Here is a 17,587-nt window from a genome sequence, read left to right as displayed (position 1 = left end):
CGTCATCGGCCGTTCTTTGGTATTCCCCTGTTCGCAGCAGGAATAGAAACAGCGACGTTGCTCGTCACGCCGCAAGCAAAAACTCCCCACACTGGCAGACATGCGATTTCTTAAGAATCCTGATGCAGCTTACGTGCACACTCGTCGCACAGGCGAGGAAGACGGAGCGGCTACCGAATGAGCCATCCTATCACCAAAGTGACTTGCGTTGGCGCGGGCCTTATTGGCTCTGGTTGGGCTGCACACTTTATGCGCGCTGGCTTGGACGTGACCGTTCAAGGCAAGTCATCCGGGCGCGAAGCGTTCCTAAGGGAGGCCCTTGAAAAGGCCATGCCGGCGTTAGAAGAACTTGGTTTGGCATCGGGGGCATCCCCTTCGCGGGTCAAGTTCACCACGGATCTGCAAGAGGCACTCCGAGATTGCCAATTTGTCCAGGAAAGCGCGACCGAAGACGTTGATGCTAAGACATCTTTGATAGCGCAGATAGATGCCTTGACGCCACCCGAAGTGGTTATTGCTTCGAGCTCCTCAGGCTTCCTCGCTGCCGACCTGAGACGTAAGGCAAGATTTGGGAACCGGATCATCATCGGTCACCCTTTCAATCCACCGTATCTCGTTCCGCTCGTTGAGTTGGCTGGAGGAGACGTCGCTGGAAAGTCGGTCGCCGTCGCCGCAGATTTCTACCGAATGACTGGATGTGAGGTCGTGGAGCTCACGCGAGAAATTCATGGCTACATCGGCAATCGAATTCAGCTTGCTGTCTTCAGGGAAATTCTCTACCTGCTGTCGCAGGGTGTGGCGGATCTCGAAGCTATCGACAAAGCTATCGCAGCAGGCCCAGCTATTCGGTGGGCTGTGATGGGGCCTTCCTCCGTGTTCTACCTGGGCGCTCGCGACCCTTCCCTGTACCAGGACTTTGTCGAGCTGCTTGCGCGTGAACTGGATAGCGGCTATACCGCCCCTCCAAGTTTCGAGCCCGATAAGGCTTTGATCAAAGCCTACGCTGACGAGGTTTGTCAGAGCATAGGCTGCAGGGGCCGGATCAACATGATCGCTTTGCGTAACGAAGGGCTGGCGAAAATCAGGGTGCTACTCGAGGATCTCAGGAGGAGCGACGGCAGTGCCCGATGAGCTCGGTAACTGTGGTAGGGACGAGTAGGATCGTTTGGATCGACGAGCTCGAGTATGTCGACTTTCTGGGGAAGCGCTGTCTTAATGCGCCCGTCTGCATCACCGCCTGATGTTTGATTCTTGGGCCGAAGAGGGCTCCAACTGCTGCGGCGACGGCGCAAGTCTAGCCCATTCCAGCACGCTCGCCGCTTGAGACATGTCGGTCACCGTGTCGCTCCCTGGTGCAATTCTGCATACCTCGCGAGGCCTTTGGCTCAGCGTAACGCACTCCCTGGCCAAGGCTGGGCGATCCCCGCCAACATTTCGATGTCCACCTTTGCGTAATGGGTAGTTGTCTGGAATGAACGATGGTCGATCACATCCAGCGTGGCGCGGCCGGCAGCGCTGGTTGCTGCCGAGTGCCGGAGAAGATAGGCGCCTCGGGTCGGTGCGTGACCGATGCCCGGTTTCGCAGGCGCAGGCTAACGATGCTTGAGACACTCGCGCTAGGTCGGTACGGAGCAATGGTCTGTAGGAAAATCTGCTCGCACGGGGAGGACGAACGGGCATCTCACAGATGATCGATGATCGGCTAGCTGGGTAGGCGATGAAGCGCCCGCGTCGCCCTACACCTATGCGCCGGACCCTAAAGCCAAGCCGTCATGACTTGCGGGCATTCTTCGAGTCGACGTGTGTGGATGCCCTAGTAAATGCAGTCAAATTACTGACATCGGTACAGGCATGTGGTCGGATGCTGATGTGTGTCCGGCATCGTTCGGCGGTTTGAGAATGCACCCTAAACTCGCAACCGAGCCGCAGGTCAAAGAAGTGCGCCTTGACACCTTTGCGTGTTCACTACATCGACTTTGTAGTCGCACTTCTGGACTATCGGATCTGGTAGTGGATAGAGCACGGGACCCAAGTTAGGATTAAGCGAGTTCTTAGATCGAGATACAAAATGTTCGAAGTTCAGAGATCGACGATTGTTATCTCCGACCCACGGCCGCTGATCTCGACCTGGACAGTTCGCTGCTCTATGGTGCTAGGCTGGCTTGCTAGCATGCCGGTTTTTGGTCGCTGTTTATCGGCATTGGCACCAGCCGGGGTGCAGAAGATGTTTACCCCAGGGCCGAAAATTGTAGGCGATCGCTTATCACGCTGGTTTAGTATTGGAGCAGCTCTGCCGACCGTGTTACCCCATCTTGTCCTGCAGGTCCTCCGATTATTGCAGGCTCTTGATGCCTCCGTGGGCCCTATATCCGGAATGCGTAGGGGGCTAGACACAAGCGGGAATTTGAGGATATGGCGCTCATTCGCGCGGACAAGGAGTCACTCGGAGGCGTCAGTCCCCCGCCCGGGCGACGACTTGTTGGAATCATTTGCAGAAAGCAGCCATTGGCTTCTGACGCGACGCCTTGCTAATCATGAAATAGCTTACCCCTTAGAGAAGCCCGATGTTGGAGAGTGCCAACCAGGTCGCCGTTTTCGATTTCTCGCCGGCACACCTCCCCGGACAGAGTGCGACGGCATGCCCCGCGATAGCTCCCGTAGCCAGAAATTTGAAGTCCTGAAACATGAAACCTTTTGGCATTCGAAGCAGCTGCACGCCTGCTTTGGTGAACCATTGCTGCCAGTGAGCCGTCGTCTCGTCGTGCAGGAGATCCGTCGCGGCCCCAACTATCTCGTGAGGCATAGTCGTTTGTTTGCTGCAGATAGCAAGCAGATAAAGGGAACCTGCCGCAAGCGATCTGAATTCGCGTTGCCGCTATTGTCAAATTCCTAATACGGAGAACACCATGTTTGTGCGCAGCCTGCAAGATGTTGAAGCCACCGACCACTTCGTTGAGTGGGGCAGTGGTACGAGCCACCGTCTGCTCACGGAAGAGGACAGCATGGGGTTTACTGTCTGTCACACATTAGTGCGAGCCAATACCGTTTCACTGCTCCAATACCGGAACCACCTGGAGGCCTGCTATTGCATTTCTGGAGAGGGCGAGGTCGAGGACATGGAAGGCAATGTCTTTCCCATTCGCGTGGGCGACATCTACGTGCTCGACAAGCATGACAAGCATTATCTACGCGGAGGGCGGGACAAAGACCTAGTTCTCGTCAGCATCTTCAACCCGCCGCTAAAGGGCACCGAGCGCCACAACCTCGATGACGCGTCCGGCTCTGCCTATTGAAACCGGGCTAAAACCGGGGGGTTTGAGTGAAGCGGCCCAAAATCCCTATAGAGAGCCATCTGGACGAGATCAGCGCGACGGGTTCTTCCGCAAATTTGGTGCGGGGTGCGGGATTCACGGATGGTACGACAGAGTCATAAGGTCGGAATCGCAGTCGACGCTCGCAATTCGGGCGTAACCGACCGAACGGTTCCTGCGCCATCTATAAACACACGCCGGAGCTTTCGATTGCAGGCGAACCGGCTCGCCGTCTTGCTGCATCGATACGCCGCGACGATGCGACGATGATGCCCGCCTCGAGCCTTCACAAATCGACAAATCTGTTTGTTTTGAAACGTTTGCGCTTGTTCTTCAGGCCAGAGCTTACTTCAAAATGGGTTATTCCAGCACCGGGCGCCCACGTCAGACGCGCCGTGCAAGCCGCGCTTCCTCTAATAAGGGATCGTGTCCCGTTAGGTGGTGTAGGTCCTGAGGATTAGGTGGCCATCAGTGTTTTTCCGGCAGGGCCGGGTTGTTCAAGACCAACCTGATGGAAAGACCACCGATGACCGACGAGATGATGAACGTGCGCTCGCTTGTTGAGAAGAGTGCCGATGCCGATTTGTTGCGGGAGATGATCGGCTTTGCCGCCGAACGGCTGATGGAGCTGGAGGTCGGCAGCATGGACGTGTCCGAAGCTAAGCGGCTGAAGACGCTGGAGGACGAGAACATGAAGCTGAAGCGGCTTCTGGCGGATGCGATGCTCGACAATGCTGCTTTAAAAGACCTTTTGGGAAAGAAGTGGTGACGCCCGCAGCCAAGCGGCGAGCTGTCGCGCATCTGATGGACCAACATCGGATGAGCGAACGGCGGGCGTGTAAAGCCATCGGCTTTTGCCGAATGACTATCCGTTACGAAACGAGCCGCAGCGACGATCATGACCTTCGCGAGCGAATGAAGGCGCTGGCGCATGAACGCCGCCGCTTTGGCTATCGACGCATTCATGTGCTGCTCAGGCGCGAGGGGCACCTTGTGAACCACAAGAGGCTCTTCCGGCTCTATCGGGAGGAGAAGCTGACGGTGCGCAAACGCGGCGGCCGAAAGCGCGCGATAGGCACGCGAGCGCCGATGCTGATCCCGATGGCAGCCAATGATCGTTGGTCGCTGGACTTCGTGTCGGATCAGCTCACCGATGGACGCAGGTTCCGGGTTCTGACGGTCGTCGACGATTGCACCAGGGAATGCCTGGCACTCGTCGCCGATACATCGCTTTCCGGCCTGCGGGTTGCCCGTGAGCTTGACCGGATTATCAAGAAGCGCGGCAAGCCGAAGATGATCGTCAGCGACAATGGCAGCGAGTTCACCAGCAACGCGATCCTGCAATGGACGGACCGGACCAAGGTGGATTGGCACTATATCGCGCCGGGCAAACCGATCCAAAACGCCTTCATCGAAAGCTTCAATGGGCAGCTGCGAGACGAGTTCTTGAATGAGACTCTCTTCTCGTCACTGACCCATGCCCGATGAACGCTTTTAAACTGGCGAAGCGATTACAACGATAACCGACCACACTCTGGACTCGGCTGGTTGACACCTGCCGAGTTCGCTCAGACCATCAACCCGCGACGTGATGCGGTGCTGCGCAGCCGAAATGGCTCCGCACCGCAACCCGCCGCTACCGCCGCAAATGCAGCAACCCAAAACCGCTGGAGCGAACTCAAATCTGGATAAAACTTGGGGGCAAGGTCAAACTTCGGGGCAAGGTCAAACTTGGGGGCAAGGTCAAAATGATGAATGGGCCGTCCAGCGTGCCAGGTACATGACACTTGAGACAATGGCATCAATGAGCGATGATCCGCAAATCAGCCTGCCTGCAGTCGCACGCTGAAATCCCACTCCGGCCCTCGCCGGAAAGCACGGCTACCTGCCGGAAGCTACACCACTCCCTGAGACACGATCTAATAAGGTGCCTTGGAGGAATCCGTGCAGTAGCTGACGACGAACTTCCTATTGAGGTTAAAGGTCACTTGAGAAATATGCATTTCCTCAACTTCCCTCGAAGCGGATGGAATGAGCCGACCCCTCTCGTCGATTCTGTCGATCAATCTTTGACCGCGCAGCTTCAAGAACGCCTCGAGCCTTGTCCACTCTATTAGGTATTCCCTATCTGTCGCGAATCTTCTTTTAAAGAAAAAGGCCAATGCCTCGGCATATATGGAGCGATCCCATCTCTCACAGTCACAACCAACCTGATGCTCTAGAGATGCGACGCAGCAAGCCAACCCCAAAGTGTGTGCAATGCTGAAATTAAAGGAGCCCTCGAACGGGTCGAAGTAAGGCTTTCCTGAGGTCTTGTCGTAATTGATATCACTTGCGCTTGCGTCGCATCCAAGTGCCAGTCCTGCATGATACAGAGCGGTTCTTGCTGCCACGAACTCTGCTCGCGCAAAGGAGCTTCGAAGTTGTGCAAAGCGATCCTTTTCGCCAGGTGAAAGAAAAGTGCAAGAATGTTGTTCCGTCGGTGACCACTTCTGGAGGGCGATCACCACTCTATCCATCTTCAAAAGGGCCGGTAGCTCCAAGCTCAAGGACAGTAGGGGACTTTGGCCAGGATTGCATGTCTGCATTTTTGGTCTCGCGGAGGGGTTAAAGCCCTGCGACCGTCTGTCGTCAGGATCCAGCTTAGGACCGCTTCGAAACGTGTTCGGGCGCCGTGCTGTGCTAGCGATCCTGCTTTAGCACACGGCCACGCCAGCAATTTCCCTTCACCGTTGAAGCAGCACCCGCAGTAGTTAAACGTGACAAAGGTTATGGCAACTACCAATCTTAGTAGTATCGCTGGGATTAATTCAATAATACTTAGTCTTAACAATGGAGCATGTTGAACGTGATAGCGCCACCCCGGATTGTCGTGTCCAAAACAAAGCGACTAATCGACGATGCGGAGGATCCGCGCCTGTTTGCTTCGTCTCTCAGGCAACAGGGTTCACGATATCGCTTCCTTAGTGGTCGCGTGGACTTACCGATAGCAAACTTTCGAGGACACCATGACCGGTAACAACGAGTCTAGCAGTCAATCCCGCGTCGAACTCTGGCGCACCGTATCTGAGGCCTTTGTGGAGTGCGCACAGAAATATCCCGAAAGTATCGCAGTTCAGTGCGGTGACGAGCGAATGACTTACAACGAGCTGTTGCGTAAGGCATCGTATGTGTCACGCCGGTTAGCAGAGTGGGGTGTGGGCACAGGCGACATTGTCTTGATTAGTCCTTCCCGTCACCTGGACACAGTGTTCCTTATTGCGGGAATTCTACTTCGGGGAGCGATAGTGTGTCCCCTCGATCTTTCCGGGGGCGAGGCGAAGACGCGCCATATCTTAGAAACCTCGCGAGCCAGGTTTGCTCTTGTTACTCACAGCACTCCGGTCACTCCCGATGTGCGACCGCTCTTCGACTCTTTCCATATCGAAATGGTTCTTGTCGACCGGCAAGCAAACCACGAGTTCTCAAGTGATCAATATCAAGCAATACCCGATTCGGGCTGCTACCTGCTTTTCACGTCCGGTACGACCGGAACGCCGAAAGGGGTGCTCATGTCAAATAGGGGTCTCGCCAACCTAATCCGATGGGATATATGTCATAGACGATGTGAACCGGGTGTGATCCATCTGCAATTCGCATCCTTCCATTTCGACATTGCGTTTCATGAGTTGTTTACGGCGATCAGTTCGGGAGGAACGGCGGTCTTAGCAACGAGTGAGCAGCGGCGGGATATCGGCCTACTCCTAGATTTACTTTCTGCAAGCCGCATCGAAAAGGCGTACCTGCCGTACACTGTGCTAAATCAGCTGGCACTCGCATCGTCTTCATTCACCAAACCGCTATACCTCACGGACATTACTACAGCTGGGGAACAGTTGAAGATCAACGGTAATATTCGGTCGCTTTTCAAACGACTTGGAGCTGTACTTCACAACAATTACGGGTCAACAGAGGTGCAAGACGTTACGTCGCTGCAACTCGACGGAGATCCTGATCAATGGCCGGATCTGCCATCAATCGGGCTCCCCATTGCGGGCATGCAAGTGAGCGTACTCACTCCCACAGGTGTCACGTCGGATCCAGGATCTAAAGGACAAATCGTTGTCACAGGGCCCCAGGTTGCAATGGGGTACATGCAGGGCGACACTGACGGTCTCTTGCCCCTTCCTGCAACCTCCACAAGTTCAGCTAACGAGTACCTTACGGGCGACCTCGGATCTATCCTGGCTGACGGCAGTATTTCAATCACGGGGCGAATTGACCGGCAAGTGAAGGTCCGCGGCCAACAGGTCGACGTGGCAGCTGTAGAAACCGCAATAGAACGTTCTCGACGCATCAGACAGGCTGCGGTTGTAGCAACTGAGATCAGCGGGCGAGTCGAATTGATAGGTTTCGTAACGCTGACGGAAGAGTCTACCGGGGACATCCTGCAGGAAGATGTTAGAATGATCGTTCGCGACACCCTGGACGAGGCAGCTGTTCCTTACCGCGTCTATACGGTGTCGACGTTTCCCAAGACGTCGACCGGAAAGGTTGACCGCCGAGCGCTTGAGGCTATGGCATCCTCCGCCATTGCCGTACTCCCTTCTCCTAGACGCAAGCAGCAAAGTTTCGAGCAAGCAGTTTCCGATATCTGGAATGATGTCCTCCCTGGTGGTGAAGGGCGAAGTTTCTCCGGAGCAGGAGGGGATTCACTTAGTGCGATGCAGTTGGTAACACGCCTGCAGCAAGAACTGCAGGCTGACATCTCGGTGGCAGACATTTCAGTTGAGACTACGCAGGAGTCGATCGTCAAAATTGCAAGATCTCGTGGCGCCACAAGCAAAAGCAAGCTGACCTCTGTTCCTTCTGCGCGAAAGGACGTCGCAATTATCGGCATGGCAGGTCGTTTTCCTGGATCCGACTCAGTTGACGCTCTTTGGCGCGGCCTTCTAAGGAATGACGTCTTGCTTACGACATCCACGGACGACCCACCGACACTGGCGGAACGCGAGCACTTCGTCAGGATCGGTGGATTTCTTGACGACCATGATCATTTCGATGCCGAATTCTTTGGAATCAGTGAGCGTGAGGCTTCGCTGATGGATCCGCAGCATCGCGTTTTCTTAGAATGCTCATGGCATGCGCTCGAGAATGCCGGCTATGCACCGACGAAAGTGCCTTATCATACAGGCGTCTACTCGGCCAGTGGCTCGAGCACTTATCTCATCAACTGTATTTTACCCACGGTGATGAAAGAGGATGATGGACTTTTTTTGAGCCACCGTCTCATTCGCGATATCGAAGAGATTCTTATCGAGCAAGGCAACTCTCCCGAGCAAATCTCGATGAGAGTATCGAACAAGTTAGATCTGACAGGCCCCAGTGTCTCTATAGGTTCGGCCTGCTCAGGTGCATTGGTCGCAGTCCATCATGCTACCCAGGCCATTCGTGGCGGAGAAGTCAACATGGCAATTGCGGGTGGCGTATCAATCTGCACGCCACAGAATGTGGGTTATTTTGCGCACGAGGGGCTGATCCTATCACCGACGGGCTCCTGCAGACCCTTTGATGCGGCGGCCGACGGGACCGTGTTTGGAAACGGATGCGCGGTCCTCGTTTTAAAAAACTATGATCTTGCGGTTCGCGATGGCGATCAAATCTTGGCGGCGATTGTCGGTACCGCTGTCAACAACGACGGCGGCCGCAAACTGAGCTATACTGGGCCGAGCTTGGAAGGTCAGGTTGAAGTTATCAACGCAGCTCTGGCGGACGCCGGTCTTATTGCCTCCGACATTGACTATGTTGAAGCGCATGGAACTGGCACACCGGTTGGCGATTCCATTGAGATTGCGGCACTTCTATCAACATACGGCGAACCTTCCGCCGCTGAACATTGCCTGGTCGGATCCCTGAAGGCTAACATCGGCCACCTTGATGAAGCGGCAGGTGCAGCAGGATTGGTTAAAGCAACCCTCTGTGTTCAACAGGGCAAAATCCCGGCCATCCCGACGTTTCAGAACGCAAATGAGCGCGTGACCCTAAACGGATCCCGCCTGAAAATTGCACATGGGCAAGCGCAGAACTGGCAGAGTCGACCGGGAAGACCAAGACGGGCAGCTATCACCTCCTTGGGCATAGGAGGCACCAATTGTCACATTATCCTTGAGGGCCGGGAAAACCGTCGTGATGCTGAGCAAGACGCTTGTAGTTCTCTGCAGCACGAAATCTTCGTGCTATCGGCTCGAACACCCGAACAACTAATCACTCTGTCCCAGGAAATGTACAATCTTGTCACTTCGTCTAGCGAGGACCTGAGTTTGCGAGACGTATGTATGACCTCCTGTGTCGGCCGCCGGCCGGAACGATATCGGATCGCTAATGCGGTTTCGAGCAAAGTCGAGTTGTCCCGGTTCCTTGACGATGTCATCAAGGGAGCACTGTTACCCTCCGACAGTGCAGGTCGAACTAAAATTGCCGGGCTATTTACTGGTCAGGGATGCCAGCGCACGGAGATGGGTACGGAGCTCGCGCGCGCTTTTCCTGTCTTCAAGAACGCGATGGAAGATTGCTTCAAGCGCATAAGAATTAGCCATGGGATCGACCTTGAGCAGGTGGTGGGAGAGACACCCGGTTTGGAACCAAGAATGAATCTCACCCAGTTTGCGCAACCGGCGATCTTCGCGTTCGAGTACGCCATGACGTGTCTTTTTCGGTCTTTCGGCGTTCAGCTTGAGCAGGTGGCCGGCCATAGTTTGGGTGAGATTGCGGCGTGGGTTGCTGCAGGAGCCCTGTCGCTGGACGATGCGTGCGTCCTCGTTTCTGAGCGGGGACGATTAATGGGGGATATTCCTGCCGGACTAGGTGTTATGGCCGTCGCCAAAGGTAGCGCGCAAGATATTGCACTTCTCGTCTCCAATTTATCCGGCGATGTGAGTGTGGCGGCGTTCAATTCACCAAACTCCATCGTATTGGCCGGTGGCAGAGATGTTATGGCAAAGCTTATTGATGCTGGTGAAGTGTCCGGTTGCAGCGTCACCTCGCTGCCAGTGTCCCACGCTTTCCACTCCGAGCAGATGCGCCCCATTATTAACGAATATACATCCGTCATCGCGCGGCTTTCCTTCTCTGACCCAGTAATTCCTGTCGTCTCTTCCGTCACAGGAGCACCTCTTCTAAGCAATCTTGACTGGACCGAATACCTTACGGATCACGTCATGGAACCGGTCCGCTTTGACCGTATGCTTCAGTACATGCTTGAAGATAGATCAACAATTTTTGTTGAGCTCGGGTCTAAACCCATGCTTGTTGGTCTGGGTATGGAAAATGACCCCGACGCTGAGAGGACCTGGATTGCCTCTTGCCGCAGCTCTTGTGAAGTGAAAACATTCCTCACGGCCGTCGCCGAATTGTTCAAACGTGGCATCGATATCCGATTCGATGATCTTGCGTCTACGAAGCCGTGGCATCGCGTATCCTTGCCGTCCTATCCATTTCGCAGGAAACGATTCAGCTGCAGCCCGGAAACCGATTCATTTGCTACGCCGACTGCGGCTGTTGGCCCTCGCGATCAGCCCAGTGAATCTAGGCAGCCCAGGGGTCTGGTCAAATCACTAGATCAAACCGAAGAGGGCGTCTTGCGGCTAATCATAGAGCAGATTGCTATGCTTCTCGGGGAAAGGGATGTATTAGCTATCGATCCGGATCTCGAATGGCGCGATCTTGGACTAGATTCGTTGGGTTTGATCGAACTCCGTAACAGGCTGCGAAAATCTGTTGGAACATCCGCATCTTCGACCGTGATCATGAGTAGCCGAACTCCGCGCCGCCTTGCTACGGAAGTACACGAGACCGCCTCCCGACTGCATACCACATTGCAAGATTTGACGCGGAACGATGCTCGGCTTCTTCTTATTCCCGGCATCACAGGCGAGCCGATGGACTTCGCAGGGCTCCTTCCCTTACTTGGTGATCTCTCATTTGAAATCCTTGAATACCCAACAGGCCTTGATCCATGGCGAAATGAAATCGAGCCGTCTGACATTATCGTCCCAATGACTGCTCGCGCCAAAGAGGCAGCAAATGGCAATCGCGTAGTTCTAATCGGCTACTCTTTTGGAGGCAAAATCGCAAACGAGGTGGCCGTCGAGCTCCATCGGCAGAATGTCGACGTCGCACGAGTGATGATTTTGGACATCCCGGCGAGTGCCTCCCCAGTAATCTCTGTGAGTGGGCGGGCCGCACACCCACTGGACCAGAAGAGCTTCAACGCAATGATATCAGAAACGCCGGCAAAGGCATTCGATGCATTGGATCTTGCTTGTGCCACCGGAACGATCGATCCTAGTCTGAAACAAACAGCCGCGATCTATTGGGCAAATACTATAATTGCAGCGAAATTTGAAGCCAGCGAAACGACCATCCCGCTCACATTTGTAAGAGCGGGAACAGTAGGGGTCTTTGGCAGCCAATTGCCAACGGAGAAAGCAACTTCAGTTGATCCCACATGGGGATGGAAGAAAGTTGCAGCCAACGTGGACGTTCACGTCGTTCGTGGAGACCATTTCACCATTATGCGGCATGACAACGCGCCGCAGATTGCGGAGTTGATAAAGCAAATTCTCTACTTCCATTAGAGATATTGCGAATACGTGACGGACCGGCCACGGGTAATCCCATGGATTCGAGTGCGGCGGTTTGCACTGCTCTACAGTTACTCACTGCCGGAAGACCGAAGCCCCCTAAAGGCAGCCCGTGGCAGAGCTGGGGTCTTCGTCCGCCTTTCCATAGAACCCGAACAGTCGCTGGTGACTGCGCGCGAGGCTTAGGCAAGGATGGGGAAAGATGGAGGCGACTTTCGTAGGAGCCGACGTTTCGAAGGACTGGTTGGACGTGCATGTGCTGCCGACAGGCGAGCGCTTCCGGGTGGGCAATGATGATGTCGGCATTACCGAGTTGCGGGAAAGGCTTTCTCGGGCTGCGCCGGAGCGAATCGCGCTCGAGGCCACAGGCGGCCTGGAGCGGTTGGCCGTCGCGGCACTGGCCGGGGCGGGTCTGCCGGTGGTCGTGGTCAATCCGGCGCAGGTGCGTGCCTTCGCCAACGCGCTACGCAAACGCGCCAGGACCGCTCCAATCGATGCGGCGGTGATCGCTGCGTTCGCCGCCGCCGTGCGGTCGCAGTTGCGGCCGCCGCTCCCCCCTTCGGCGACGCGCGTGCTGGCCGGCCTTGTTACCCGCCGGCGCCAAATCGTCCAGGTGGTCATGGCCGAGCAGCACCGTCTGCGCTCGGCGAGCAGCCGCCAGGCCCTCAAGAGCATCAGACGGCTGCTCGCCGCGCTGAAGCGCGAGTTGGAAGCGATCGACGCCGACTTGGACGACCACATCCGCGAGTCGCCGCTGTGGCGGGTCAGGGAGAAGCTGCTGCCCGGAATTGGGCCGCCGGCGGCGAGAACCCTGCTCGCCCAGTTGCCCGAACTCTGCAGCCTCAATCGCCGTCAGATCGCCGCGCTCGCGAGGCTGGCTTCCTTCACCCGCCAGTCGGGCAAGTGGCGCGGCAAGAGCTTCATCGGCGGCGGGCGCAGTTCCGTGCGCGCGGCCTTTTTCATGGCCGCCCTCGTCAGCATCCGCCACACCCCACCATCAAGGCACTCCGCGATCGCCTCGCCGCCACTGGAAAGCCCAAGATCGTCGTCGTCCCAACCATGCGCAAATTGCTTACAGTCCTCAACGCCAGGATCCGGGACCATAAATCATGGCAAAGCTTGACAGCGAAGACAGTCGCCCTCCCCTCTCCACCAAATCATGATCTCAGATCCCAGGCGAGGGAAAGTGAAGTTCTGCGCTTATAAAGATTGTGGATACCACGCTGTGAGCGTTGTTGCTCTTGTACGAAGAATCTTCTCGGGACAAAGAGGGCTCTCAATCCACGAGCTGCGGCTCAAAATGGCTGACTTGTACGATGCGATTGATCGCCATCTTCGAATTTCGCATCTACTGAAATGTAAGCTGACCGCTCGGTCAGAGCCACTCTGAGTCACTCACCAGAGCCGGCGCATCGAACTCGACGGCCGAGAAACCCGCTGTCCAGCGGAATCTGGTAGACGAGATGGCTGCTTGTGGCGGGATTGTCGAGTCCGTAACATCGTGATGTTCGACCTGGCTCTTGCTGCAATCACATTAAGCCGTTGATTAAGATGCAGAAGAGCTCCTCCGATGTTCTTATTGCGATGTTGGCACGACTTTTGAAAGTCGTTCGTTGCGATTCACCAGGAACCGCACATTGCTCGTATTCGCGTCGTTACTGTTTGGCGATGCTGTCTACCGGCGAGGACGCGCAAAGCCGCAGTCTCGGGCAATCGGCAGCTTGTGCTCCAGTGACAAGTTGCGGAGCACCAAGCTCCGGAGGAGAGGCTATGGAACGCCCGCGGATGACTGCGTTTTCTCAAGTTCGAGGACCGAGAGGCAGAGTATCCGATCGGCTCTCGTTGGTCCCGTCGATGGTTTCCCTTGAACCAGCCAAGGAGGCGTTTCCGATCGACTTCAGCCGGTTTCTGGACCAGACTGATGGTGTCGCTCGATCCGAGCAACTATTCGATCTGTTATCGGCCTTTGCCCTTCAGTATGGGTGTCCGTGGATCGCCTATAGTACTCATCCAGCCGACCCGATCCCGAAGTCGGTCCCACGCACTCCGGCCCTCAGGAGCTATCCTGATGAATGGCAGGAACATTATATTCAGATGGGTTACCACAGGATTGACCCCATCATCAAAAAGAGCAGAAAACAGTTGGGCGCCTTTCGATGGAGCGAGGTGTACAATGACGTAAATACGACGGAAGTGGAACGGCGCTTTTTCGACGAGGCCGCGACTTTCGGTTTAAAGTCGGGCATCAGTGTTCCATTGCACGGCCTCGGCATTGACTTCGCGATCATGAGCTTTGCTCGAAAAACCTGCCGAGAACTTCACTATAAAACAATCACCTACTTGCAACTTGCTGCGTTTCATTTCCATCTGAGAGCCGCGCAGGTCGTTAATTCGCGCTGTAAATGGAAAGCTTCTGACCTTTCGCTAAGGGAGAAAGAGTGTATTCTGTGGGCGGCAAGAGGGAAATCGTCTTGGGATATAGGCGTTATTCTGGGAATTTCCGAGAACACCGTGAATTATCACATGAAGAACGTATTGCGAAAGTTGGATGTCACTAGCAGAACGGTCGCGGCTGTAAAAGCAACAACCCTCGGAATTATCGAATTGTAAAAATGTGGTATTCAAGAAGCATGAAGCCCGCAGGAACAGCACTCCTATGGCGACAGTCGCCTTACTGAGATGGGCGGGGCATGCGCACAGCAAGTTCGTCGTACCCCCGATGTCGCGGCAATGCCACCCGCCGAAAGAATACTGCGCCTAGCTCCGGGTCGTGAGCGACCCCACGAGCTGGTTGGTCAACCGCAACGACGTATTTCCGGGAGTGCCTTGCGACCAAACGGTGCAAAAAAGATTTTTCGAATCTAGCATGCCCAAGCCGGTATCCATGAGCCTTTACGCTGGTATAAGCCACGTCAAACTTGGATTTGTTTCCAGGACATAATTTCCGGTTTGTGCTTCGTGTTCATCATGCAGATTTCCCTCCAGTCAGAACAACATTGTGAACTCCGGAACCTGTCACGGTTATTGCAACACCGACCGTGTCGGTGACAAATGTTGCGGGTTCCAGGCCAGACATTCGCCTTGCTAAGGAAAGCATCACAGAACCCGCCGCCAATAAAAATGGTCTGAGCTTCTCTACGGAGATTTAGGCCCACAATCTGCTCGGGAATGACGTCCTTTCTGGTGTTAATCGTCCACCCGTTCGAGGTACGGCCGCGCTCTAACCTCTTGGCAGAGCACAGCGCCCCCATGGACACGACGCAACAACCCTCTTTGTTGAAGGCGCCTTAGGTCACGTCGAATCGTCTCTGGAGACACTCTCAAGATGTCGGATAAATCATTGACGTGCAGTTCCGCCGTTTCCGTTGCACAATACGGCGATGGCGACTCGCGCTCAAAGCTGTCGGTGCCCGCTTGAACCGACCCGTGTGGGGTGTGTTGATGTGGTATTGCGGACGACGCATTAACTCGTTCATGGGGCCATGATCTAAGTTCGCGGCTCGGAGGAGTCGTCCAAAGCCGAGCTACTCTGCAGGATCCAATGCGCGGGAGCCGTGAGAGATAAAAGCTGTCCACCCAACCCTCCAAGGGGTAGTCGATACATCCACCAGCTTCCGTAGCAATGATAGGACCGCGCTAGCCATCAACATCAAGATGCCTCCGAAGGCTGCTCGCGTGGAGATTGCCCGCACGGTGCGCGGACGCGACGGGGAAATCCGTCGCTGCCGCCTTGACCGAAGAACTAAAATCCTCGTTGATCTGGCGCAGCGCCGCCACAAGACCGGTGTTTTCTTCGTTCCTTCTCGCGGTCAGGCGCAAATAGCGATCGCCGTCTTTCATGGATTGATATCCGCAATGCCTGACCAAGAGGCCGTAACGGATAGCGAGGATTTCGGCAGCGTGTTTTGCTCCGGGCCAAGCATTCGGAATCCGGCAAAATAGAAAATTCGCATGGGACGGGAACACTTTAAAGTTTGGAATAGACCTTAGCATCTGAGAGAAGGACCTGACGTCCGCTCGGGTGCGTCGAAAGCTCGCGCGCCACTCGTCGCGAAATTCCGGCAGGATCCAAAGGAGATATTCGGCGATGCCGTTTACATTCCACAGCGGAAGTCGCCGGCGAACTGCCTGGACGAGCTGCTTGTCTGCCGAGGCGAGATAGCCGAGCCGCGCGCCTCCCAATCCAATGATCTTGCATAGGCTTTTGAGTATGATGATATTCGGATATTCGCTCAGGAAGCCCTCGACCGAATTTTTCTTTCCGACGCCTGTGAACTCGATGAAGGACTCATCGATCACTAGCCGACATTTTGCGGCGGCAAGAGACGAGGCCAACCGCAATAGGTTCTTCACGGAAACGAGCCGTCCCGTAGGGTTGTTCGGGTTGACGACAACAGCGACCGACGCTTGCCTCGTTTTGGCATAATTTGCGAAATCACTGACGTTGAGGTCAAAAGTGTCAGCCGGAAGCTCGAAACAACTCACCTTCTTCGGTGCCAGCGCATTCTGATATTCAACGAATGTTGGAGTCGGGATAACAAGCGTGGATCGAGGTGACCGTACAGGGCTTTCAGGAGCTCGCTCACTCCGTTGCCGATAGCAAGGCACTCAGCCGGAACGTCAGCCATCTCCGCGACACGCGCGGCAATTTCGTCATGACCAGAAGGATAAAGATGAAGGAGTTCCGGCAAGCGTTCCCTGACTCGGTCGAACAGTGCGGCGGGAGGAAAATGGCAGTTACAGAGCAAGATGTGCTCACTGACTGGATACCGCCAATAACCGCCGTGCAAGTGTTCAACCGTTGCCAGCTGATCGGAACTGGAACTGAACGCGAAATTGGCGGTCTCAAGCTCGACGGCATCGTTCACCGGCACTGCACGATGGGGTTCGGCATACATGACGTGCATCTGATGTGCTGGAATTCCTAATGCGGTTTCAAAGAACTCGAGATCGTCATGCGTGCGATGCCGGCGGTTTCGGTCAATCGCGCGAACGAGCGCGGAGTTAAACTTATAAACGCCGACCAGGTTCGAGTCGGCAGAGGCGTTCTTCTGTCTTAGAGAGCGGTTGGGTAGGATTGCTGTAAGGCGCAGCACGTTGTCCGCTAGTATGCGCAGGGATCGTCTGCCGTGTGATTTGCTGACCGCGGCAATGTTGCGGTCCGGCGACCGCAACAGGCGCTCGATCAACTCGAAGTCCATAACCACATTATCGGTGAAGACCAGAACTTCCCCGCCAACGTGGGCGATTTCATCTATCGTTACTGCGTCAATAAGACGTCCGGCGTTTGGCCTGGGCAGAGCGCGTAAGCAGAGCTCCATCCCATCCACCTCGTCGCCGAAGTCGCCGGCGATGTCGCCCATAGTTCCCCGCGCCAGGACAATCGTTTTCTGCACGCCGGCACGTGCCAATTGAGATAATAAGCGTCGCAGAACCGACGTGCCGCCAACCATACCCAGGGCTGCTGAGAAGCGCTTTTTCCAGGTCGAGATCGTCTGTCGAGGGTCGATGATAACAATCGCCAAAGTCCGAACTTTGTGCATTTGTCTATCCTCGAACTGGGCACGCCCTCAAAAATAACTGAGGATCGTGCCCTTTATCCACTACCAGATCGGATAGTTGATTAGTGCGACTTCAAAGTCGGACTCTAAGTCA

At 55.3% G+C, this 17,587-nt stretch carries 8 protein-coding genes and 2 pseudogenes; 6 read left to right on the top strand and 4 right to left on the bottom strand.

The window, feature by feature from the left end:
• Window positions 1-177: 177 nt before the first annotated feature.
• The 3 genes and pseudogenes from QN219_RS23120 to QN219_RS23110 all read left to right on the top strand — a co-directional run bounded on the left by QN219_RS23120 (window position 178) and on the right by QN219_RS23110 (window position 5,003).
• Window positions 178-1,131 (top strand): 3-hydroxyacyl-CoA dehydrogenase NAD-binding domain-containing protein, encoded by a 954-nt coding sequence (locus tag QN219_RS23120; RefSeq protein WP_284002414.1) that lies wholly within the window; start codon window positions 178-180, stop codon window positions 1,129-1,131.
• Window positions 1,132-2,906: 1,775 nt separating this feature from the next.
• Window positions 2,907-3,293 carry an ectoine synthase gene (locus QN219_RS23115; RefSeq protein ID WP_284002412.1) on the top strand — a complete coding sequence of 129 codons (387 nt, stop codon included), beginning with the start codon at window positions 2,907-2,909 and terminating at the stop codon, window positions 3,291-3,293.
• A gap of 544 nt (window positions 3,294-3,837) precedes the next feature.
• Window positions 3,838-5,003, top strand: a pseudogene (locus QN219_RS23110) (IS3 family transposase).
• Window positions 5,004-5,230: 227 nt separating this feature from the next.
• Here QN219_RS23110 and QN219_RS23105 read toward each other — a convergent pair.
• Entirely contained in the window at window positions 5,231-5,821 is a 591-nt protein-coding gene (locus tag QN219_RS23105; protein WP_284002409.1) for a hypothetical protein, read from the bottom strand.
• 498 nt (window positions 5,822-6,319) lie between these two features.
• Between QN219_RS23105 and QN219_RS23100 the strand changes: the two genes are divergently transcribed.
• From QN219_RS23100 to QN219_RS23090, 3 genes and pseudogenes are all read left to right on the top strand, one after another.
• Window positions 6,320-11,926: a type I polyketide synthase gene (locus QN219_RS23100; RefSeq protein ID WP_284002407.1), complete on the top strand. Its 5,607-nt coding sequence runs from the start codon at window positions 6,320-6,322 to the stop codon at window positions 11,924-11,926.
• A gap of 208 nt (window positions 11,927-12,134) precedes the next feature.
• Window positions 12,135-13,060 (top strand): annotated as a pseudogene (locus QN219_RS23095) (IS110 family transposase); the annotation flags it as partial.
• A gap of 642 nt (window positions 13,061-13,702) precedes the next feature.
• Window positions 13,703-14,542 (top strand): LuxR family transcriptional regulator, encoded by an 840-nt coding sequence (locus QN219_RS23090; RefSeq protein ID WP_284002405.1) that lies wholly within the window; start codon window positions 13,703-13,705, stop codon window positions 14,540-14,542.
• Window positions 14,543-15,118: 576 nt separating this feature from the next.
• Here QN219_RS23090 and QN219_RS23085 read toward each other — a convergent pair.
• The 3 genes from QN219_RS23085 to QN219_RS23075 are packed head-to-tail and all read right to left on the bottom strand — an operon-like array spanning window position 15,119 to window position 17,475.
• Entirely contained in the window at window positions 15,119-15,508 is a 390-nt protein-coding gene (locus QN219_RS23085; protein WP_284002403.1) for a DeoR family transcriptional regulator, read from the bottom strand.
• A 60-nt stretch (window positions 15,509-15,568) separates the two neighbouring features.
• A complete protein-coding gene (locus QN219_RS23080) occupies window positions 15,569-16,432 on the bottom strand; it encodes an aminotransferase class I/II-fold pyridoxal phosphate-dependent enzyme (protein WP_284002460.1) in 864 nt (287 codons plus the stop codon).
• A complete protein-coding gene (locus QN219_RS23075; protein WP_284002401.1) occupies window positions 16,414-17,475 on the bottom strand; it encodes a hypothetical protein in 1,062 nt (353 codons plus the stop codon). Before QN219_RS23075 ends, QN219_RS23080 begins: the two co-directional genes overlap by 19 nt.
• Window positions 17,476-17,587: the final 112 nt, after the last annotated feature.

Source organism: Sinorhizobium sp. 8-89 (assembly GCF_030124325.1).
In the GTDB taxonomy this organism is placed as follows: domain Bacteria; phylum Pseudomonadota; class Alphaproteobacteria; order Rhizobiales; family Rhizobiaceae; genus Sinorhizobium.
The sequence above is the reverse complement of the archived record's forward strand: the minus strand, read 5'-3'. Positions and strand labels throughout refer to the sequence as shown.

Bases quoted from the DNA above. Each gene is read 5' to 3' on its own strand.
- QN219_RS23120 (WP_284002414.1), top strand. From the start codon at position 178: ATGAGCCATCCTATCACCAAAGTGACTTGCGTTGGCGCGGGCCTTATT.
- QN219_RS23115 (WP_284002412.1), top strand. From the start codon at position 2,907: ATGTTTGTGCGCAGCCTGCAAGATGTTGAAGCCACCGACCACTTCGTT.
- QN219_RS23100 (WP_284002407.1), top strand. From the start codon at position 6,320: ATGACCGGTAACAACGAGTCTAGCAGTCAATCCCGCGTCGAACTCTGG.
- QN219_RS23090 (WP_284002405.1), top strand. From the start codon at position 13,703: ATGGAACGCCCGCGGATGACTGCGTTTTCTCAAGTTCGAGGACCGAGA.
- QN219_RS23075 (WP_284002401.1), bottom strand. From the start codon at position 17,475: ATGCACAAAGTTCGGACTTTGGCGATTGTTATCATCGACCCTCGACAG.